19 protein-coding genes, 1 tRNA gene and 1 pseudogene are annotated in these 20584 nt (G+C 42.1%); 15 read left to right on the top strand and 6 right to left on the bottom strand.

Features of this window, described 5'->3' with window-relative positions:
* Positions 1 to 75 precede the first annotated feature (75 nt).
* The 4 genes from BLV54_RS11365 to BLV54_RS11350 all read right to left on the bottom strand — a co-directional run bounded on the left by BLV54_RS11365 (position 76) and on the right by BLV54_RS11350 (position 3329).
* A complete protein-coding gene (locus BLV54_RS11365; protein WP_371113292.1) occupies positions 76 to 345 on the bottom strand; it encodes an MBL fold metallo-hydrolase in 270 nt (89 codons plus the stop codon).
* Between the two features lie 75 nt (positions 346 to 420).
* Complete coding sequence (gene bioA, locus BLV54_RS11360; RefSeq protein ID WP_090571753.1) at positions 421 to 1758, bottom strand: adenosylmethionine--8-amino-7-oxononanoate transaminase; 1338 nt, start codon at positions 1756 to 1758, stop codon at positions 421 to 423.
* Positions 1759 to 2331: 573 nt separating this feature from the next.
* On the bottom strand, positions 2332 to 2529 hold the full coding sequence (locus tag BLV54_RS11355; protein ID WP_143032494.1) for a hypothetical protein: 198 nt from the start codon (positions 2527 to 2529) through the stop codon (positions 2332 to 2334).
* 152 nt (positions 2530 to 2681) lie between these two features.
* Positions 2682 to 3329 carry a nucleoside deaminase gene (locus tag BLV54_RS11350; RefSeq protein ID WP_256329416.1) on the bottom strand — a complete coding sequence of 216 codons (648 nt, stop codon included), beginning with the start codon at positions 3327 to 3329 and terminating at the stop codon, positions 2682 to 2684.
* Between the two features lie 584 nt (positions 3330 to 3913).
* On the opposite strand from BLV54_RS11350, the gene groES reads away from it, so the two are divergent.
* From groES to BLV54_RS11280, 15 genes are all read left to right on the top strand, one after another.
* Positions 3914 to 4204, top strand: a complete 291-nt coding sequence (groES, locus tag BLV54_RS11345) for a co-chaperone GroES (RefSeq protein WP_090571749.1) — start codon at positions 3914 to 3916, stop codon at positions 4202 to 4204.
* A gap of 55 nt (positions 4205 to 4259) precedes the next feature.
* Positions 4260 to 5903, top strand: a complete 1644-nt coding sequence (groL, locus tag BLV54_RS11340) for a chaperonin GroEL (protein WP_090571747.1) — start codon at positions 4260 to 4262, stop codon at positions 5901 to 5903.
* 265 nt (positions 5904 to 6168) lie between these two features.
* Positions 6169 to 6927 carry an SDR family NAD(P)-dependent oxidoreductase gene (locus BLV54_RS11335; protein WP_090571745.1) on the top strand — a complete coding sequence of 253 codons (759 nt, stop codon included), beginning with the start codon at positions 6169 to 6171 and terminating at the stop codon, positions 6925 to 6927.
* A gap of 59 nt (positions 6928 to 6986) precedes the next feature.
* A tRNA-Leu gene (locus BLV54_RS11330) sits at positions 6987 to 7072 on the top strand.
* 91 nt (positions 7073 to 7163) lie between these two features.
* Complete coding sequence (tig, locus tag BLV54_RS11325; RefSeq protein ID WP_090571743.1) at positions 7164 to 8480, top strand: trigger factor; 1317 nt, start codon at positions 7164 to 7166, stop codon at positions 8478 to 8480.
* Between the two features lie 46 nt (positions 8481 to 8526).
* Entirely contained in the window at positions 8527 to 9105 is a 579-nt protein-coding gene (gene clpP / locus BLV54_RS11320) for an ATP-dependent Clp endopeptidase proteolytic subunit ClpP (protein WP_090571758.1), read from the top strand.
* 91 nt (positions 9106 to 9196) lie between these two features.
* Entirely contained in the window at positions 9197 to 10483 is a 1287-nt protein-coding gene (gene clpX / locus BLV54_RS11315; protein ID WP_090571742.1) for an ATP-dependent Clp protease ATP-binding subunit ClpX, read from the top strand.
* Positions 10484 to 10650: 167 nt separating this feature from the next.
* Positions 10651 to 13074, top strand: coding sequence for an endopeptidase La (gene lon, locus BLV54_RS11310; RefSeq protein ID WP_090571741.1), 2424 nt, complete (start codon positions 10651 to 10653; stop codon positions 13072 to 13074).
* Between the two features lie 189 nt (positions 13075 to 13263).
* On the top strand, positions 13264 to 13716 hold the full coding sequence (locus BLV54_RS11305; protein WP_176969754.1) for a DciA family protein: 453 nt from the start codon (positions 13264 to 13266) through the stop codon (positions 13714 to 13716).
* A 746-nt stretch (positions 13717 to 14462) separates the two neighbouring features.
* On the top strand, positions 14463 to 14711 hold the full coding sequence (locus BLV54_RS16515) for an IS630 transposase-related protein (RefSeq protein WP_218132386.1): 249 nt from the start codon (positions 14463 to 14465) through the stop codon (positions 14709 to 14711).
* A gap of 33 nt (positions 14712 to 14744) precedes the next feature.
* Positions 14745 to 15203 carry a transposase gene (locus BLV54_RS16510; RefSeq protein WP_218132385.1) on the top strand — a complete coding sequence of 153 codons (459 nt, stop codon included), beginning with the start codon at positions 14745 to 14747 and terminating at the stop codon, positions 15201 to 15203.
* A 300-nt stretch (positions 15204 to 15503) separates the two neighbouring features.
* On the top strand, positions 15504 to 16028 hold the full coding sequence (locus tag BLV54_RS11295) for a cupredoxin domain-containing protein (protein WP_090571737.1): 525 nt from the start codon (positions 15504 to 15506) through the stop codon (positions 16026 to 16028).
* A 46-nt stretch (positions 16029 to 16074) separates the two neighbouring features.
* Complete coding sequence (locus BLV54_RS11290; protein ID WP_090571736.1) at positions 16075 to 17574, top strand: cbb3-type cytochrome c oxidase subunit I; 1500 nt, start codon at positions 16075 to 16077, stop codon at positions 17572 to 17574.
* A 138-nt stretch (positions 17575 to 17712) separates the two neighbouring features.
* Positions 17713 to 18339 (top strand): SCO family protein, encoded by a 627-nt coding sequence (locus BLV54_RS11285; protein ID WP_090571733.1) that lies wholly within the window; start codon positions 17713 to 17715, stop codon positions 18337 to 18339.
* Positions 18323 to 18892, top strand: coding sequence for a hypothetical protein (locus BLV54_RS11280; protein WP_090571731.1), 570 nt, complete (start codon positions 18323 to 18325; stop codon positions 18890 to 18892). The genes BLV54_RS11285 and BLV54_RS11280 overlap by 17 nt, the downstream gene beginning before the upstream one ends.
* Positions 18893 to 18940: 48 nt before the next feature.
* Here the strand turns inward: BLV54_RS11280 and BLV54_RS11275 are convergent, their stop codons facing one another.
* Together BLV54_RS11275 and BLV54_RS11270 are read right to left on the bottom strand one after the other, a co-directional pair.
* Positions 18941 to 19819 (bottom strand): formate/nitrite transporter family protein, encoded by an 879-nt coding sequence (locus tag BLV54_RS11275; RefSeq protein WP_176969753.1) that lies wholly within the window; start codon positions 19817 to 19819, stop codon positions 18941 to 18943.
* Positions 19820 to 20134: 315 nt separating this feature from the next.
* Positions 20135 to 20491: pseudogene (locus BLV54_RS11270) on the bottom strand (IS5 family transposase); the annotation flags it as partial.
* Between the last annotated feature and the right edge of the window lie 93 nt (positions 20492 to 20584).

Genomic DNA, 20584 nt, shown 5'->3' with positions numbered 1-20584 from the left:
CAGGCCAAAACAATCAGAAAAAAGGAAGGATGCTCCATCGAGCAGCTCTTTACCGCTTATGCACTTTAAATCATTTTATATGGGATCAGCTATATAAGCGCTATCTTTGAGCATGACTTTGAGTAGGTCGCTGGTGGCTTTAGTGGCATAGACAGGGCCTCTGAACCCCCAGGTGCTGAGGCGGGGCAGGAGGCCGGAGTGATCAATGTGAGTATGGGTGAGCAAAACAAAATCAATCTGTTCTGGATCAAAATTGAAAGCAGCTCTATTCCTGCGATCTGCCTCACGCCCGCCTTGGAACATGCCGCAATCAACCAGAAAATGTGTGCGATTTGTTTCAATCAAATAGCTTGGACCTGTGACTTCGCAGGCCAGCCCGGAAAAGTAAGTTGCATACGGTAGCTTCTTTTCCTTCTTGGTTTAAAATGTATCAAGAATGTGTACAACACTTTTTACCAGCCACGTCATTTCTTCCTCATTAATGATATATGGAGGCATGAAGTAGACGGTATTGCCAAGTGGACGAAGCAATAGCTGTTTGTCGAGAGCCCTTTTAAAAAAGGTATTCGTAAAGTCAGTATCATCTGTAATGACTTCGAATGCCCAAATCATGCCGCAGTTGCGAAAGTTTTTTACTTTTGGGTGAGATTGCAACGGTTGCGACAATTGGTTGAGATAGTTCGCTTTGGCACGATTGGTTTCAATAATGTTGTTCTGCTCGAATAGATCGAGTGTCGCCAGAGCCGCGCGACATGCCAGAGCATTGCCTGTATGAGAATGTGAATGCAGAAAGGCCTGTGAAGTCTTGTCATGATAAAAGGCCTGGAATACATTAGATGTTGTCAAAACGACTGAAAGCGGTAAATAACCACCGCTCAATCCTTTTGACAAACATAAAAAATCCGGGGTAATGCTGGCTTGCTCGCAAGCGAACATGGTTCCTGTACGACCAAATCCAACAGCAATTTCGTCAGCAATCAGATGTACCTGATATTTATCACAAATTTCTCTGGCACGCTTTAGGTAGACGGGATGATACATCGCCATTCCTGCAGCGCCTTGGATAAGTGGCTCAAGAATCAGAGCTGCAGTGTGTTCATGATGTTCAGCTAGATAGTTTTCGAGTTCATTCGCTACTCTTAATGCATAATCCTTGGGGGATTCTCCTTGCGAAGCATTGCGCCAGTCTGGCGAAGGCATATGTTGGGTATGTCGCAGCAATGGAGCGTAAGTTTGTTTAAAAAGAGCGACATCGGTCACTGATAGCGCACCCAGTGTTTCGCCATGGTAGCCATTTTGCAGGCTGATAAAATCAGTTTTTTTGGTCAAACCACATTGTTGCCAATAATGAAAACTCATTTTCAAGGCAATCTCAGTAGCCGAGGCACCATCGCTGGCATAAAAGCAATGTCCGAGATTTCCTGGGGTTAATTTACTTAAGCGCTCTGATAACAATACCACGGGTTCGTGGGTGAACCCTGCAAGCATGACATGCTCAAGTTTGTTGAGTTGATCGTTCAGCGCGCTATTAATATAGGGATGGCAATGACCAAACAGATTGACCCACCATGAGCTGATCGCATCGATATAGCGATTACCATCGGAATCATATAGCCAGACTCCTTGTCCTTTTGCAATGGATATAAGCGGAAGGTTTTCATGTTGCTTCATTTGGGTGCAGGGGTGCCAAACAGCTTTCTGACTACGTTCTTGAAGAGGGGATGATGATTGTGGAATTCCAGAGTTAGTATTAGACATACGAAATTATTTATTAAATATAATAGATTAAAGTCACTAAGTGCTTGGAAAAACACTTTTAGAAAATGACCAAAAATAAAACTTTTTAGGCAAAAAATAGAAAATAAATATCGAATTATTGCATGTGATTGATATTTTCCTGTTCAGGAATAATTGCTAAATAGGAGGATATATGAGGATTTAGGCTCATTTCCCATGCGCAATACTTTCCTTTTTATTTTTATAGAGATAAGCCTGCATCTCTACACGAGTTAATGCTGCTTTTATGGTCAGTACCAAATAACATGCAAATTTATTACCATAGTAGCAGCAATATATCGTTAAAACTTTTTGTACTTTGCCGTTCCACTGAAAACCCCGTCACTGCTTGATCTTGCTATGGGCTTCCAGGTTGTTCTGAATGATACGTTGCGGCAATAATGAGGTAGTTATGAGCTGGCGAGCATAATGACTTCTTTTAGTATCTTATTGTCCACTTTGCCACTTGCTTTGAATATTTGATAAGGCGTTATTAAAGCTTTAACTTTTTTATCTGTTGCAAGCTTTATTCCTGTTGTCTCGATCAATCCAAGGTTAAACAGATACTTCATTTTGACTTATAAGATTCTCAATTTCTTGTCGCTCATCAAGCTCAACGCGCTGATAGCAGAGATACGGAATTTGCCCTTTCTTCAAACCTGGCAATATCTTTATCTGATAAAGCAACTTTGATGAGGCTCTTGCATAAGCCAAATCATTACCGCTTCTCTCACCGGTAAGTATATAAAGCACATCAGCTCCTGCTTTGCGCGCTTCATTTAGGTATGACAAAGTGGACGCCAAACCTCACGATCATTGCCCCGCAAACCCCTGCTCAGTGACAACAGAGCAATTTGCCGTAGCAGAGGATTGGGCAATTTTCGGCAAGATTGCCTTCATCTGGATTAAATTTGTGGTCTTGCTTCTTGAGATGATCTGTGGAAGCGGCGATGCAGTTCGTGTACCTGTTCCGCGAGATCGGGGACCGGGCTCTCTACCAATAAATCGGGAACAATCTCCCGAATTGACAAGCTACGCACTGGAGATGGTGGAACTCCGAGTTCGGCAAGCCAAGTCATCAGTTGATCGGAAGAGCTCACATACACGATGCGACCCAATCTGACCCAGCCATGCGCGGCGGCGCACATCGGGCAGTGTTCACCTGAGGTGAAGACGGTAGCTGCAGCTCGCTCCTCAGCAGTCATGTTCGCCGCGGCCCAACGCGCCAACTCGAACTCTGGATGACGAGTCCGGTCACCGGAAGAAACCACACGATTGCGGTCTTCGGCGAGCACAGTGCCGTCCGCCGCTACGAGTACAGAACCGAACGGCTCGTCACCTGCTTCCAAAGCTTCGGTTGCCAATTCGATACAGCGATGCAGATGCTGCCATTCGGCTGGTGTCAGATTCAATGGTGTAACCATAGAATGCTCATTAATGGGTTTACATCCTCCTAACAAGGTCGAAAAAGTCAGTCCTAAGCTTGCGTAATAACCCATGCCTTTAATAAAGGCTCTGCGGTTCTCATCCTTGATTTGGTTAAAGGTATTCATTATCGTTTTTGACTCCTTTTAATGATAGAGTCGATTCGACCGCTCGACTAGGCTGAATTGACATTTTAGTGAAGCTAAATCAACGCTGAGACAAACTGTATAAACTCCATGTAATTTCTGCCATTTTCTCAAATCAAGAAGATATTTTTCTGTAATATTTAATTTTTTGGAAGAAACACTCAGTCAAAACCAGTCAATATAAAATCCAGAGGACTACTCAGTGCATCGATAATGGTATGAATTTTAGTGGTAAAACCACTTTTCAAACGCCCGTGTTTCAGCCTTTGCTGAATTCCTTGTCGCTTCAGCATGTTTCATAAACAACTAGCATACCCAGTGTTTTTTATTCCACTTTTTCTTTCTTAATTATTCCGGTTTTATTTCTCTTCTTACAACTTATTGACTTTTTATCACTCATTGACTTGAATTTCCTTCTAATAGATTCTATTATTAGCACTCGTCGGCGATGAGTGCTAATAATACTCATGTTTGTTGCCAACACTTCTGTAGGACTTTCCGGGTCCGGGTCAATATTATTAATTTACTGATGTTCATGTTTTTAATCACTATTAGGAGAAACAACTATGAATATTCGCCCCTTACATGACCGTGTTATTGTCAAACGGTTGGAAGAAGAACGCAAGACTGCTTCTGGAATTGTGATTCCCGATACTGCTGCAGAAAAACCAGATCAAGGTGAGATAATTGCGGTAGGAAAAGGCAAGGTGGGAGATGATGGGAAAATTCGCGCGCTGGAAGTAAAAGTGGGCGACAAAGTACTGTTTGGAAAATACGCTGGCCAGGCCGTTAAGGTAAAAGGCGAAGAGTACTTGGTAATGCGTGAAGAAGACATCATGGGAGTGATCGAAGGTTAATTGGATTCAAGATTACTGGCGATTAGATAATTAACTGTAAATTAGGAGAAAGATTATGGCAGCAAAGGAAGTAAGATTTGGTGATGTGGCCCGTCATAATTTGGTCAATGGGGTTAACATTCTAGCAGATGCGGTTAAAGTTACCTTGGGTCCAAAAGGGCGTAATGTGGTGCTGGAGCGTTCTTATGGCGCACCCACGATCACCAAGGATGGCGTTTCAGTAGCAAAAGAGATCGAACTGAAAGATAAATTTGAAAACATGGGCGCCCAGATGGTCAAGGAAGTAGCGAGCAAAACATCTGACGTGGCCGGTGATGGCACCACAACAGCGACCGTATTAGCGCAGTCCATCGTAAAAGAAGGGATGCGTTATGTTGCAGCTGGCATGAATCCAATGGATTTAAAACGCGGTATCGATAAAGCGGTTGCAGCAACCATTGAAGATTTGAAAAAACTTTCCAAACCATGTTCCACCAGCAAAGAAATCGCGCAGGTTGGCAGTATTTCAGCCAATTCCGATGTGGAAATAGGCAAGATCATTGCCGAGGCAATGGAAAAAGTTGGGAAAGAAGGGGTAATTACGGTTGAAGATGGCTCAGGTTTACAAAACGAGCTTGAAGTCGTCGAAGGTATGCAATTTGATCGTGGCTATCTTTCACCTTATTTTATCAGCAGTGCGGAAAAACAAATCGCATTACTGGAAAATCCTTATATTTTGTTGCACGACAAGAAAATTTCCAATATTCGTGATTTACTGCCAGTACTGGAACAAGTAGCCAAGTCAGGCAGACCGTTGTTGATTATTGCTGAGGATGTAGATGGCGAAGCGCTGGCCACGCTGGTGGTAAACAATATACGTGGAATACTTAAAACTTGCGCCGTTAAAGCACCAGGCTTTGGCGATCGTCGTAAAGCGATGTTGGAAGATATTGCAATCCTTACAGGCGGTACAGTGATTGCCGAGGAAGTTGGGTTATCACTCGAAAAAGCTAAATTGGAAGATTTGGGACAAGCAAAACGCATCGAGATCGGAAAAGAAAATACTACCATTATCGATGGTGCGGGTAGTGCTAAAAATATTGAGGCGCGCGTGGCTCAAATTCGTACTCAAATCGAAGAAGCTACGAGCGATTACGATAAGGAAAAACTCCAGGAGCGGGTGGCAAAATTGGCGGGTGGGGTAGCTGTCATTAAAGTAGGCGCGGCTACCGAGGTTGAAATGAAAGAGAAAAAAGCCCGTGTCGAAGATGCGCTACATGCTACACGCGCAGCAGTCGAAGAGGGGATCATCCCTGGAGGTGGCGTTGCATTAATGCGAGCTATTGGCACCCTAAGTAAAGTGAAAGGTGAAAATCACGATCAAGATGCAGGTATTAAAATCGTTTTACGTGCATTAGAAGAGCCATTGCGTCAAATTGTGGCTAATAGTGGTGAAGAACCTTCAGTAGTAGCAAACAAAGTGAAAGAAGGCCAAGGCAACTTTGGTTACAACGCTGCTACAGGTGAATATGGGGATATGGTTGCCATGGGTGTGCTGGATCCTACCAAAGTAACACGTTCAGCATTGCAAAATGCTGCTTCTGTTGCTGCTCTCATTCTGACGACTGATGCCATGGTGGCGGAACTGCCGAAAGAAGAAGCTGCTCCTCATGGTGCTGGTATGGGCGGTATGGGCGGTATGGGCGGCATGGAAATGTAACCCTATTCTTTTTGATTATGATAGGATCGCTACAGTGGCAGATTTTGTTTCAGCAATTTGTTGCTGTAGCGTTTAATTTTTATGGATCACTTTTAAGCATAAACTCTTCATACATTTATTAGTTCTGCATCAAAGATCTGCTTTAGAAATTAATTGACCTTTTCCCCTCTCTGTCGAACAAGCAATAGCATGCATGGTATTGCAATTGATTTTGCATGAGATGGTTATAAAATAAATCGTTTTCCATGTTACTGCTCTATTTTTGATGAATAATTTAAAGAATTATCAAGCCGATAAAGATTTACTCAGCGAGCGAGTCATTTTAGTTACCGGAGCGGGACAAGGGATTGGGCGTGCTGCTGCGATAGCTTACGCAACTCATGGTGCTACGGTAATTTTGCATGGTCGCAAAGTTGAAAAACTAGAACATGTCTACGATGACATTCAAGCACTAGGTAGAGAAGAAGCAGTCATTTTCCCTTTTGATTTTGAGAAAGCAGTAGAGAAGGATTTTCAGGCCATCGCTGACGCAATTGAATCACAATTGGGGAGATTAGATGGAATACTGCATAATGCTGCTTTTGCTTTTGGTCCAATGCCATTGGAGAATCATACGCTTGAGCAATGGCAAATAATCATGCAAGTTAATTTACTTGCACCAGCTGCGCTTACTCGAGCTTGCTTGCCATTGCTTAAAGCTTCTTCTGATGCTAGCGTTATTATGACATCAGATACACATGGCCATGAGCCATCTGCGTACTGGGGTGGATTTGCAGTAGCTAAAGCGGGTATAGAAGCATTGGTTAAAATTCAATCCCAAGAATGGGAGTTATTGCCAAATTTACGTATCAATACACTCATTCCTGGCCCTGTTCATTCGCCTCAACGCATGAAAACTCATCCAGGTGAAATGAAACATCTATTGCCTCAGCCTCAGGATTTGATGAGAGCTTATCTTTTCTTCATGGGGCCAGATAGTAAGGGAGTGAGCGGCAAAGTAATATCTTGTCAAGATGCAAGATAGTCCGGCTGTGATATTATGAATAACAAGGTATAATTAAACAGTAAAAAGCAGAGTAATGCGCGAAAGTGGCGGAATTGGTAGACGCACCAGATTTAGGTTCTGGCGCCGATGAGGTGTGGGGGTTCGAGTCCCCCCTTTCGCACCAGGGAAGCAAGATTGAATCCATTTCTGCTTAAACTACATAAAGCAATTTATTCGTCTTGGCAATTATATTAGCGGTTATTTAGGAAGATTTAATGCAATCAAACGTTGAAAATCCCAATCCTCTGGAACGAAATCTTGATATTTCGATTTCTCAAGAAAAAATCCAAGTGGAATTAGATGATCGTCTAAAGCGCTTGGCTGGAAAAGTAAAAATACAAGGTTTTCGTCCCGGTAAAGTGCCGCTGAAAATAGTGGCTCAACAATTTGGCGCGCAGTTGCGCCAGGAAGTGCTGGGAGAAATATTGCAGAAGCACTTTCAAGAAGCGGTTCGGCAGCAAAATTTACGAATTGTAGGTGCTCCGCATTTTAAGGCTAAGCAGTCTGAAGAAAATAATGCTCATTATGAATTTAGTGCAACATTTGAAGTCTATCCGGATATAACGCTTGGAGACTTGAGTGTACTTAATGTGAATAAGCCCGTCGTAAAAATTGGTGATCAAGAAGTTGAAAAAACATTGCATGTCTTGCAAAAACAGAGAGCCAAATACGAATTGACTGATCATCCAGCAGCATTAGGTGATCGAGTTAATATAGATTACGTAGGCCTGATCGATGGAAATGAATTTCGTGGCGGCACGGCACAAGATTTTACTTTGATTCTGGGTGATGGAAACATTTTAAAAGATTTTGAAAATGCTATTATCAGTATGAGTGCGGGAGATGAGAAATCATTTCAGATGGTTTTCCCAGCTGATTATCATGATAAAGAAATTGCAGGAAAATCTGTTACATTTAATATCAAGCTCAACAAAGTTGAGGCGCCTGTGCTGGCTGATATCGATAATGAATTTGCCAAATTACTTGGTATCGAAGATGGCGACGTAAAGAAAATGTATGAGGAAATTCGATTGAGTCTTGAGCGTGAAGTTTTCCAAAGGACACGAGCAAAACTGAAGGAACAAATCATGCAGTGCTTACTTGATACGACCGTATGTAATGCACCAAGAGTTTTAGTTGAGCAAGAAGTAAACTATTTGATTCAGGATGCTAAAAACAGCCTGGCAGCAAAAGGGATAGCTGATAAGGATATTCCTATCTCCCCTGAAATATTTTGGGAAAGAGCTGAACGGCGGGTGAAATTGGGTTTGATTTTAGCTGAAATTGTAAAAATCCATAGTTTGAATGTTAAACCGGAACAGACAAAGAAATATGTAGAGTATTATGCTCAGAGTTATGAGAATCCTGAACAAGTGATTAAGTGGCATTACTCATCACCTGAGCGTTTAAAAGAGATTGAGTCATTAGTACTGGAAGACAATGTTGTTTCGTGGGCATTGGAGCAGGTTAAAGTAATTGATCAAGAGATGACTTTCGAGGATTTGATGGGATATTCTCAGGCATCAGCTTAATCAGGAGTGAGTTATTTTGGATACAAGAGGTTTAGGTTTGATCCCGATGGTTATTGAAACCAGTGGGAGAGGTGAGCGAGCTTATGATATATATTCCCGATTATTAAAAGAAAGGATTATTTTTCTGGTAGGGCCTGTTACTGAGGTATCAGCAAATTTGATTGTGGCTCAGCTATTATTTTTAGAGTCAGAAGGTTCGGATAAAGATATTTATTTTTATATCAATTCTCCTGGTGGTCTGGTTTCTGCGGGACTAGCTATTTACGATACCATGCAATTTATAAAACCGGATGTCAGCACTTTTTGTGTTGGTCAGGCTGCAAGTATGGGTTCTTTGTTGTTGACGGCTGGAGCAAAGGGTAAGCGCTTTTGTTTACCTAACTCTCGCGTCATGATTCACCAACCTATGGGGGGATTTCAGGGGCAAGCCTCGGATATAGAAATTCATGCTAGAGAGATTTTGTATCTGAAAAGTCGTTTGAATGAAATCATGGCTAAGCATAGTGGTCAATCAGTAGAAACCATCGAAAGAGATACGGACCGTGATAATTTTCTTAGTGCCGAAGAAGCGGTAAAGTATGGTCTCGTAGACGCTGTATTTACGAGTAGAGACAATAAGAAATAAATTGGGCATATGCCTGAAGAGGTGTAATTAGATTTGAATAGTTTTATTTCTTTATTAAAGTGGCGTTGCTCAATGGTCATGGAGTCAAATTATGTCTGAAAAAATGGATGGCGATAAACTTCTCTATTGTTCCTTTTGTGGCAAAAGTCAGCATGAGGTGAGGAAGCTCATTGCAGGACCATCTGTATTTATTTGCGATGAATGTATTGATCTTTGTAACGACATTATTCGTGAAGAAATGCAACTTAATGAAACTACCAAATTAGTGAAATCTAATTTACCCACACCTCGTGAAATTTGTAAGATTCTTGATCAATATGTTATCGGTCAAGAATCAGCCAAGAAGATTCTTTCTGTAGCTGTCTATAATCACTATAAGCGTTTAAGGAATTTTACCAAAGTCAGTGATACTGATGATATTGAGCTTGCAAAAAGTAACATTCTTTTAATTGGCCCCACTGGTTCCGGTAAAACGCTGCTAGCACAAACATTGGCAAGATTATTAGATGTGCCATTTATTATTGCCGATGCAACAACACTGACCGAAGCGGGATATGTGGGAGAGGATGTAGAAAATATCATTCAGAAATTACTGCAGAAGTGTAACTATGATGTAGAAAAGGCTCAGCGCGGTATTATTTACATTGATGAAATAGATAAGATTTCACGTAAATCTGATAATCCTTCTATTACGCGAGATGTTTCAGGCGAGGGTGTGCAGCAAGCTTTGTTAAAGTTAATAGAGGGGACAATTGCTTTAGTCCCTCCCCAGGGTGGGCGTAAGCATCCTAATCAGGAGTTCATTCAAATAGATACCACCAATATCTTATTTATTTGTGGGGGAGTATTTGATGGCATTGATAAAATAATACGGTCGCGATCGGAAAAAGGCGGTATAGGTTTTGGCGCTGAAATAATCAACCGTAATAATCATAAAGAGATTAATGAAGTATTAAAAGCTGTTGAGCCTGAGGATTTGATTAAGTATGGTTTAATTCCAGAGTTTGTTGGACGTTTGCCAGTCATTGCAACATTAGATGAACTTAATGAGGCTGCTCTGATCCAAATATTAACTGAACCTAAAAATGCTTTGATTAAGCAATACTGGAAACTATTTAACATGGAAGGAGGTGTTGAATTAGAGTTCCGGGAGCAAGCGCTCAAAGCGATAGCTAAGAAAGCATTGATGCGCAAAACAGGTGCACGTGGCTTGCGATCAATTCTGGAAGAGATATTACTAGATATAATGTATGATTTACCTTCTCTTGAAAATGTCTCTAAAGTTGTGATTGATCATGGATCTGTAAATGGTGATATCAAACCAATTTTGATTTATTCAGAACAACCAAAGATTACTAAGAATTCAAAGCAAGCTTAAAGAATTATGATGGCCAAGTATAACTAGTACATCTAGAGTAAAGTTGGTAAAAAAACATCAAATTTAGAAGCGCATGAAATAACTACTGTACACTGTAGTATTCCTAATTCTATATTTTTGAATAGCACCATAATTTAGACCGGTGGTGCTTAATCTAAAGTGAAAATATGACCTCGGTAGCTAACGATAACGAATCCAATCAATTGATTTTGCCATTATTACCATTACGTGATGTAGTTGTTTTTCCACATATGGTGATCCCACTATTTGTCGGGCGACCAAAATCCATAAAGGCATTAGAGCTTGCTATGGAATCTGGTAAGAATATTTTGTTAGTAGCCCAGAAATCAGCGGCCAAGGATGATCCTGCGCCACGAGATCTTTATAGCATATGCTGTGTTTCGAGTCTTCTTCAAATGCTTAAACTTCCTGATGGTACTGTTAAAGTGCTGGTGGAAGGGAGCTATCGGGGGCGTATTTTAGAATTTATTGACTCGGAATCTTATTTTTCAGGAAAGGCACTTCAGATCTCGACTGAAAGTGCCACTAACACACCAGAAATAGAGGCTGCTCGCCGTGCTCTAGTATCACAGTTTGATCAGTTTGTAAAATTAAATAAGAAAATACCGCCTGAAATTCTAGCATCTCTTGCGGGTATTGATGAAGCCGGACGACTGGCTGATACTATCGCTGCATATCTGCCACTGAAATTAGAGAAAAAGCAGGAAATACTTGAAATTTTTGATGTGGAGAAGCGATTAGAGCATTTACTTGGTTTGTTGGAAACGGAGCTCGATATTCTTCAAGTAGAAAAGCGTATACGCGGAAGAGTTAAGCGTCAGATGGAGAAGAGTCAACGAGATTACTATCTGAATGAACAGGTAAAAGCCATTCAGAAAGAATTGGGGGAAGGAGAGGAAGGAGCTGATCTAGAGGAAATCGAGAAAAAAATTAAAGCTGCTTCACTGCCTAAAGATGCTCTTGCGAAAGCTGAGTCAGAGTTTAAAAAATTGCGTCTTATGTCACCGATGTCAGCTGAGGCAACGGTGGTCCGCAATTATATTGACACGTTAGTTTCGTTACCGTGGAAGTTGAAAAGTAAAATTTGTAAGGATCTTAATGCAGCAGAAGCTGTGTTAGAGCAAGATCATTACGGATTAGAAAAAATTAAAGAAAGAATAGTTGAATATTTGGCAGTACAACAAAGGGTTAGCAAACTAAAAGCACCAATCCTTTGCCTTGTCGGTCCCCCAGGAGTTGGTAAGACCTCTCTTGGAAGATCTATTGCTCGTGCGACTAATCGGAAATTTGTGCGTATGTCTTTAGGAGGGGTACGTGATGAGGCAGAAATACGAGGTCACCGTCGTACTTATATAGGGTCGATGCCAGGAAAAATTCTACAAAATATGACTAAGGTTGGTGTCAAAAACCCACTCTTCTTATTGGATGAAGTAGATAAGATGGGAATGGATTTTCGCGGAGATCCAGCATCTGCATTGTTAGAGGTGCTGGATCCAGAGCAAAATAGTACTTTTGTTGATCATTATATTGAGGTTGAATACGATTTATCCGATGTGATGTTTGTTGCGACAGCAAATACACTGAATATACCTTCTGCACTGCTTGATCGTATGGAAGTGATACGTTTATCGGGTTATACGGAAGATGAGAAGCTTCATATTGCCAAACGGTACTTATTACCTAAACAAATGCAAAACCATGGACTTAAAGAAAATGAACTGATACTGTCTGAATCTGCTCTACGAGATATTGTCCGGCATTATACGCGCGAAGCTGGTGTGCGTAGTATGGAGCGTGAAATATCCAAGATTTGTCGTAAGGTGGTAAAGACTATCGTAAGTAATAAGAAGGAAGAGAAAGAGGGACTTACCGTTAATTCGCGGAATCTTGCTAAATATTTGGGAGTTCATCGTTATACGTATGGAGTTGCAGAAGAGAAGAATCAGATAGGACAAGTGACTGGTTTGGCATGGACTGAAGTAGGCGGTGAGTTGCTAACAATTGAGGCGGTAGCGTTGCCAGGTAAAGGAAAAACGATTACTACAGGGAAATTAGGTGAAGTTATGCAGGAATCAGTGCAAGCTGCACTATCTGTGGTCCGTAGTCGTGCAGCAATACTTGGCATAGCAGAGGATTTTTATTTAAAAAAAGATATTCATATTCATTTGCCAGAAGGTGCCACACCCAAGGATGGGCCAAGTGCAGGTATTGGGATTTGCGTTGCTATGGTTTCTGTACTGACGGGTATTCCAGCGCGTGCAACCATAGCTATGACTGGAGAGATAACACTACGTGGAGAAGTATTGCCAATAGGGGGGCTCAAAGAAAAATTATTAGCGGCTCATCGCGGTGGTATTAAGATGGTGCTGATACCAGAAGATAATATTAAAGATTTAAATGAAATCCCGGCAAATATAAAGAGCAAACTGAAAATTCAACCAGTAAAATGGATAGATCAGGTTCTGGAATTGGCGCTAGAGCATAGACCGGAAACGCTTCCATCAGCAGTTCAGAACACACTAACAGCCATTAATGAAGATGATGTTAGTAATGCTATTATTAAACATTAGCTAGTGTAATATATGAGAAATGGGGTTCGCGAGTGTACATGCCGATGTCGTATTCGTAAACAAGTTCTATTTCAATTATCCTGCAAGCGGGGAAAATAATTCCCGTGAAGGGTGTAGTATTGCCTGGATGACATGCATGGGATAGCTTGTTAGGTTAAATTAACGTATTTTGGAATGGCGGTAAAGTTTATGACTGCGCACAGAGTGAGCGGCTTTCTAAACGTCCTTAGCAGGATGCCGGCTCATCAGAGCTTGTTCGTATCAGCAAATCAAATTATTGAGATACAACGCACATTTTTTAGAATTGTTTCTCCTCAACTAGCTAAACGATGCATTATTGGTAAATTTTCTGATGGATTGCTCGTAATCTATGCAGATAGCAGTGCTATAGCCGCAAAATTAAAATATATTACCCCATCATTACTAAGAAAGTTTGATTCACAAGTAGAATCTATTCAAATTATCGTGTATACCGATTACCGTAAAAATTTGTTTAGCATTTCATCTAAACAGAAACCACAACTTAGCCAAAGGGCCGCGCAAAATTTGAATCAATTTGCTTTGGCAATGCCTCTATCTCCCCTTAGAACTGCGATCGAATCATTGCTCAATAACTGTAAAACTGAACCGAATCACTCATAGAAGTGAGAAGATCTCGTGTAATCAATTTGATAGCGTGAGTTAGATCAATAGCATTTTGCATCAAATCTAAAAGCTATCCACAAAAAATTCTATTCTAAATCAGTTACCTGTGTTTGTGACCGGGTTTTGCGGCGCACCGATTTTGAAGATGGCGCGATTTCCTAATATCGGCTAATGATAGCGTTGCGCAATCCACAGCAATCAGTTTGATTTCATCTGGATAGAGCGTTTGTTTGCGGATTGGGCATCCATCCTGCAGTTGTTTTCCTTAAATTGTCGATCATAGCAATAATCCTAAAAACTGTGATTGGATGCGACGTGGCATGCGTTTAGCTGAGGGTAAGCAAGGTGCGATGAAAGGCTGCTCCCTCATAACAAAGAGCAACGCAGTATTCGCATTTGGCGCAACATGGGATGCGCTCTCCTAGTAGCCTCATCGTGCGGTTGCAGGAGGGATTTATGCCGCGGCATTAACTTTTCAACTAAACGGTCCCCCATGGTTTCCAGGATAACACAAACACAGCGCAGTACAGATAAGGTAAATACGGTTTGCAGCTACTGCGACTATTGATGCGGAAACAATGTGTCTGTAATCGAGTAGCTGGACGGCTATACCATGTTGGATGTTATGCAGGTGAAGTTATGTTTTGCGCCAGAAGTACTGGAATCTTTTTTTGCTGTCATTTCGACTTCTGTATTCCCGATTGATATAGCAAAACAAGATAATTATAATTATGATAGAAGGCATGGCATATACATTGGATTTTCGCCGTAAAGTTCTGTCTGTTCGAAAGAAAGAAGGACTCACAATAGCGGAGGTGGCGGCCCGGTTTGATGTTGGTGTGGCAAGCGTGACGCGCTGGATTAAGAATATCTATCGCAAGCCACAAGGGCTCAGAAGACGCAAGATTGATCTCGACGCGCTGCACCAGGATGTTCTCGATTACCCCGATGCTTACCAGTTTGAACGAGCAAAGCGTCTGAGTGTTACGTAAAATGCGATTTTTCTTGCCCTCAGGAAATTGCGCGTGAGCTATAAAAAAACACTGCGGCACCCTGGGGCGAACGAAGGCGCACGGCTTTCCTTCGAGGAAAAAATCAAGGCGCATGAAACTGTCGGTCGCACGATTGTTTACATTGATGAAAGTGGGTTTGCCCATGATATGCCGCGCATGCATGGATATGCTCCCCTGGGGCAAAGATGCTACGGCGTCCGGGACTGGCATGCCAAAGAGCGGACAAACGTCATCGGTGCGCTGATCGGAGAATTCCTGCATACCATCGGATTGTTCAGGACGAGCATTAATGTTGATGTTTTCTACGCGTGGACCGTGCAAGATCTGTTGCCCAAACTTCCTCCGGCTTGCGTCATCGTGATGGACAATGCCGCTTTCCACAAACGACAGGATATCCAGGAGGTCATCGCCAAAGCTGGGTACGTGCTCGAAATACCTACCCGCTTACTCCCCGGACCTCAACCTCAATAGAACACAAATGGGCGCAATCAAAAGTCCTGCGCAGAAAATTTCGATGCTCCATCGAGAGTCTCTTCAATGAGAATGCTCTTTGAATCATTCTTAACTGGTTTAGCTATAGTTGATGTTATCTTGGTTTTATGCATATATACTTACGAAAGATTCCTGATCTGTCAGGGGTAGGTCGAGCGTAACTCAATAAACCACAAGGCAAAAATGGATTTTTTTATGTCAAGAATAAGTTGACAGCACTTTATATCAAATGTAGATTCGCGAGTTTGAACGTCAATTAAATGGAGGGAGAAATTTAAAATGGTTTCAACAGTATATGCTGTCACACTTGTGTGCATGGGTTTGATCGTAGCAGTTTTTTACTTTGTTATTGTTAATTCAAAGAAAGTTGAAGCAGATTATCCGTCAATCACAAAGAAATGGTATGGGGTACGTAGCAAATGGTTTCTTTTCTTACTTACCCTTGGTATTGCCGTTTCATTTGTTTCAACTAATCCGTTCCCAATTCCAGATCAGAAAAAAGATTATCCTGAGAATGACCACCAGGTTGTAAAGGTGGGTGCATATCAGTGGTATTGGACGATAGCGCCTAATACCGTGGATGCAGGCAAACCGGTTGCTTTCCTTGTGACTGGAGAGGATGTAAACCATGGATTCGGCATCTATGATGAAAATTTGAATTTAGTTGGACAAACCCAGGCTATGCCAGGCTACACCAATAAATTTTTGCATACATTTGATAAGCCAGGGAAATATAAAATTCTGTGCCTGGAGTATTGTGGTTTGGCACATCACGCCATGATCACAGAATTAACAGTAAAATAAGCAGATCAACAGTAATATTGAGAACAATTAAAGAGTGGAGGGGGTTATGAGTAGTACAGCGGTAGCGAGTGGAAAAATTGAATATAGCAATTCAGTTGAATATAGCGATTCAGAAAACAGGAATGCCCTGATTGCTGTCAAGGCGCATCTGATCGGGGGATTATTGGTATTTCTGTTAATGATGCTAGCCGGGCTGACCATGAGGGCAGTGCAAGGTACCTGGCTGGAAATTGGCGCTGATTTGTTTTATCAAATCATGACAGTGCACGGTGTAGGGGTTGTGGGTGCCGCAGGAATCGCCTCGACCGGGGTATTATGGTATTTTTTACGTCAATATGTACGCTTAAGCAATAGCATATTCTGGATCAATTTCATCATTTTTCTGACCGGCGTCGTCATGATTCTGGGCTCCATTTTTCTGGGTGGTTATGGAGGCGCGTGGACCTTTCTTTATCCCTTGCCAGCCAAATCTATGGGAGTCTGGTCTACAGGAGCGGCAGCTGTTTTTCAGTTAGGGTTGCTGGTCATTGGAACTGGATTTCTGATTCTTTATCTGGATATGGGCAGAGGCATTCTAGCGCGCTATGGTAGCCTCTCTAGAGCGCTTGGACTCACTCAGCTTTTTGGTAAGGAAGCAGTTGATTATACCCATCCAGCAACTGTAGTCGCCGGTACCATGGTGATGATTGTCAACTTTTTAGGTATAGCTGCAGGAGCGGTAGTATTGGTCATGGGACTGATTAATCTTTACACGCCAGAGTTCCAGCCTGATGCATTACTGATGAAAAATTTAATTTATTTCTTTGGTCATGTCTTCATTAACGCTACCATTTATGCATCTGTTACTGCAGTGTATGAATTATTGCCTCGATACACGGGTCGCCCATGGAAAACTAACAAGGTCTTTTATGCAGCCTGGTTTGCTATTGTGTTCATGGTGATGGCAGTTTACCCACATCATTTAATGATGGATTTTCCGATGCCTCAATGGGCATTGATAGTCGGGCAAGTGCTTTCTTTTGGTAGTGGCATACCAGTTCTGGTGGTTACTGGCTACGGTGCATTGATGATCGTTTATCGTTCTGGTATTCAATGGAGTACCACTACAAAATTATTGTTCTTATCTATGTTTGGCTGGGCCGCAGGCGTAATCCCTGCTATTCTGGATGCGATGATCACCGTCAATCGAGTATTCCATAACACCTTGTGGGTGCCAGGGCATTTCCACTTCTACTTGCTACTTGGATTGCTGCCGATGATCTTTGGTTTTACCTATCATCTTATTGGTGAGGGACGTCAAGGTGATCAACTCAAGGCAACTGATAACTTAGGATTCTATGCTTACTTAATCGGTGCCCTCATGACATCCATGGTCTTTCTTGCCAGTGGCGCAAACGGTATTCCTCGTCGCTGGGCAACCCATATGACAGAATGGGTAACCTTTGCACAGGTTGGTACTGTGGCTGCTGCATTGGTTGTATTGGGAGCACTGATATTTACGTTGCGTGCGCTTATCAGCTTGCCTCGGGCTGCTGATCCGCGCTAAAGTTACAATTCTCCCTCATCAGGGAGAATTGTTAAAAAAGGTCTTAAATATCTACTCAGAAAGCAAGTGTGGCTATAGGTAAGATAAGCAACCGGTTTTGAGATATTTTTGGCCTTTTGGCTAAAGGAGAAATAAGGAGTGAGAACTTTCCTGGCAACGATTTTCATAGTTATCACTGGATTGCTCATTCTGTGGGTAAGCACAGATGGCGGGCGTGCTTTTACTGTAGAAGAAGCACGCCGCCTCGAAGTGCGTGAGAATCCTCGTTCTGTACCTAACTGGCGTTTACAGAATCAAGATTCAGAGCTTGTTAGTTTGCACGACTGGCACGGTCAATTTATAGTTATAGATTTTATTTATACGAGCTGCCCGAGTGTATGTCTGATACTTAGCAGCGGCTTAAGAAGCCTACAAAATGATTTTGCTGCGCAACTAGAGAAAAATAATCTACGTTTCTTGAGTATCAGTTTCGACCCAGAAAATGATACTCCTCAGAGACTAAAAGAACACCTTTCTCACTTTTCTGCCAATTTAAAATACTGGATGGCGGCGCGTCCAACCAGTTTATCGCAGAAAGAAATTATTCTTGATTTCTTTAAGGTAATCGTTATCCCTGATGAATATGGTGGTTATACACATTCTGCAGGCTATCATGTTATTGACCCAGAGAGTAGGTTAGTTGCTATTTTTGGCGTAGAGCAGCTTAATGAGCTAAAAGAATATCTAACTCAAGTAATAAATAAAGAAAATGTCCATCAAGATTAAGCAGGAATGGTTGTTGCTGGTAGCGTTTGTTGCACTGGTTTTACCTCCTTTGCAACAATTTCTGGAACAAAGTATGGTGACACACATGCTGGTTCAGATCCCAATATTGACGATAATTGGATGGATGATCGGAAAATCATTATCTGAGCATTGGAAAAGCAAGATAATACCATGGAATCGATGGGGAATAACAGGTATGGCGTTGGCTATTGTTATCATGACTTACTGGATGTTGCCACGCGCCCTGGATGCAGCGGTATCAGAATGGTATTTCGAGTTAGTAAAATTTATTACGGTTCCTTTAATGGGCATTTCGCTTAGTTTAAGTTGGCCATTGCTTCATCCTATCGCGCAAGGAGTTCTAAAACTGGAATTTTGGGCTACTTTTATGCGTCTAGGGTGGTTATATCTAGATCTGCCAGATCGCCTTTGTGCAAATTATCTGCTGAGTGACCAACGTATTCTAGGACAACTGCTTTTATTAGGTGGAAGTGCTTGGGCTGTCGCCTGGACGCTACGCATTATGTTCGGAACCAGGATCGTTAAAACTTGAATGTGCGCGGTAGAGGTACATTAAATACATTGCCGCGCTATTCCTGTTTTATGCACTATGTGTGCGGTACCACAACACTGAATTAAATGCTACTGCTCCCAGAATATTGCCTATCGTTACTGGAATTTGATTCCATAGCCACCATTGTGAAATGGTTACATCAGCGCCAGATAGAATTCCTACCGGAAAGACAAACATATTTACGACAGCATGCTCAAAACCAAGCGCAAAGAAGGTTGCAATGGGTAACCAGATCAGCATCACCTTGCCAGGCACACTTCGCGATGCCTTCGCGAAAACTGGTCCGAGGCTGACTAGCCAGTTACATAACACTCCCATACCAATAGCCGCAAACCAGCCAGTCATGCCATATTCGGAATAAGAGGCTTTCTTTTCAGCGAGTTTAGCTAGCGTGGTCAATACACCAGGAATTTCTCCTGCACCTCCCTTGGTCAAGGCAAACCAAAGCAACCAGGCGAAGAAAATGCCGCCAACCAGATTGGCTATGAATGTCCATGTCCAGTTACTTATCACGCTTAATAATTTGATTCGCCCAGCAAGTAAAGCCATGGGCATAACGGAGAAACTGCCAGTCGCCATTTCAAGACCGAGTATTGCCAGCATGATATAGCCAACTGGGAAAAGAAGACCAGCGGCTGCTGTCGGCCATCCTTGAGATGCCAGCAATGCGGAGAGAGCTGTGGCATAGGCAAGAAATGGTGTGCACAAAAATCCCCGTACCAGAATCTGGGAAACGCTAAATTTACTTTTCTTGACTGCATCTTCAACAAGGTCACGCCCCATCTGCAAAGGTGGGACGCTATCGATGAAAGTTGAATCACCTGCTTTAGGCGGGATTGCGCTACCACCAGCTGACATGGTTTCTGCGACTACACTGGATTGAATGGCATGTTCGGATTCTTTCATTTTTTCTCTTACTTAGATAGCGTTAATCAAGGAAATACTGACGGTTATACTATGCGATTAAGTGCATAATAGGCAAGGATTCTGCCACATCTTAGAGTAAGTGGCAAGCAAACAACTTGACCGTTTAATCATTTAAGTCACTGAAAGAGCAAGGCCAAATTCGTAGAAGATGATAGAGACAAACGTGAAATGTTGATTTCATTGATTCAGGTGATAGGAGAACGCCTTAGTTGGTTATTTGCAAGCCGGTTATGTTTTATAGCTTGAAGTTTGATGTGTTGCTTATTGACTAGGGTCTGTTGACATTTCACATAGGCCCTTATCCGCTACAATCGCTTGTGCATCAGGTAACTTGGCAATCAGCTGCGGTGCTACAGAACAATCATTCACTTCTCCACCAGTAATCTCAAACTCAACTGGTAAACCACAACCATCAACCGCCAAATGAATCTTTGTGGTGTTGCCCGCACGGCTTTTTCCGATGGCCTGCGGTTCTTGACCTGCTGCACCCGCACGATGCTGATGCGCTTTAATATAACTGCCGTCAATGAATTCCCACTCCCAATCCGCATCAACAATCAGTGCCTTGAAAACTCTGCTCCACTTGTTACTGGATGACCAAGCATTGAATCTCTTATAAATGGAATTCCAGCATCCAAACACCTCAGGTAACGTGAGTTCGACATAAGAAAAGAAGTAAAAGGAATCTGAATTCCTTATGATGAAGCGAATTTGGAAAAGAGTTTCATCATTAGAGGAGTCAGA

The organism is Nitrosomonas sp. Nm33 (genome assembly GCF_900107265.1).
Lineage (GTDB): Bacteria > Pseudomonadota > Gammaproteobacteria > Burkholderiales > Nitrosomonadaceae > Nitrosomonas.
Note: the sequence above shows the minus strand (reverse complement) of the source record. Positions and strands in the feature narration are given on the sequence as shown.

Excerpts from the sequence above, each read along its gene's own strand:
- groL (WP_090571747.1), top strand. The coding sequence starts at position 4,260 with ATGGCAGCAAAGGAAGTAAGATTTGGTGATGTGGCCCGTCATAATTTG.
- BLV54_RS11305 (WP_176969754.1), top strand. The coding sequence starts at position 13,264 with ATGACTGCGCACAGAGTGAGCGGCTTTCTAAACGTCCTTAGCAGGATG.
- BLV54_RS16515 (WP_218132386.1), top strand. The coding sequence starts at position 14,463 with ATGGCATATACATTGGATTTTCGCCGTAAAGTTCTGTCTGTTCGAAAG.
- lon (WP_090571741.1), top strand. The coding sequence starts at position 10,651 with ATGACCTCGGTAGCTAACGATAACGAATCCAATCAATTGATTTTGCCA.
- BLV54_RS11335 (WP_090571745.1), top strand. The coding sequence starts at position 6,169 with ATGAATAATTTAAAGAATTATCAAGCCGATAAAGATTTACTCAGCGAG.
- tig (WP_090571743.1), top strand. The coding sequence starts at position 7,164 with ATGCAATCAAACGTTGAAAATCCCAATCCTCTGGAACGAAATCTTGAT.
- BLV54_RS11290 (WP_090571736.1), top strand. The coding sequence starts at position 16,075 with ATGAGTAGTACAGCGGTAGCGAGTGGAAAAATTGAATATAGCAATTCA.
- BLV54_RS11350 (WP_256329416.1), bottom strand. The coding sequence starts at position 3,329 with ATGAATACCTTTAACCAAATCAAGGATGAGAACCGCAGAGCCTTTATT.
- groES (WP_090571749.1), top strand. The coding sequence starts at position 3,914 with ATGAATATTCGCCCCTTACATGACCGTGTTATTGTCAAACGGTTGGAA.
- BLV54_RS11295 (WP_090571737.1), top strand. The coding sequence starts at position 15,504 with ATGGTTTCAACAGTATATGCTGTCACACTTGTGTGCATGGGTTTGATC.
- clpX (WP_090571742.1), top strand. The coding sequence starts at position 9,197 with ATGTCTGAAAAAATGGATGGCGATAAACTTCTCTATTGTTCCTTTTGT.
- BLV54_RS11275 (WP_176969753.1), bottom strand. The coding sequence starts at position 19,819 with ATGAAAGAATCCGAACATGCCATTCAATCCAGTGTAGTCGCAGAAACC.
- clpP (WP_090571758.1), top strand. The coding sequence starts at position 8,527 with ATGGTTATTGAAACCAGTGGGAGAGGTGAGCGAGCTTATGATATATAT.
- BLV54_RS11280 (WP_090571731.1), top strand. The coding sequence starts at position 18,323 with ATGTCCATCAAGATTAAGCAGGAATGGTTGTTGCTGGTAGCGTTTGTT.
- bioA (WP_090571753.1), bottom strand. The coding sequence starts at position 1,758 with ATGTCTAATACTAACTCTGGAATTCCACAATCATCATCCCCTCTTCAA.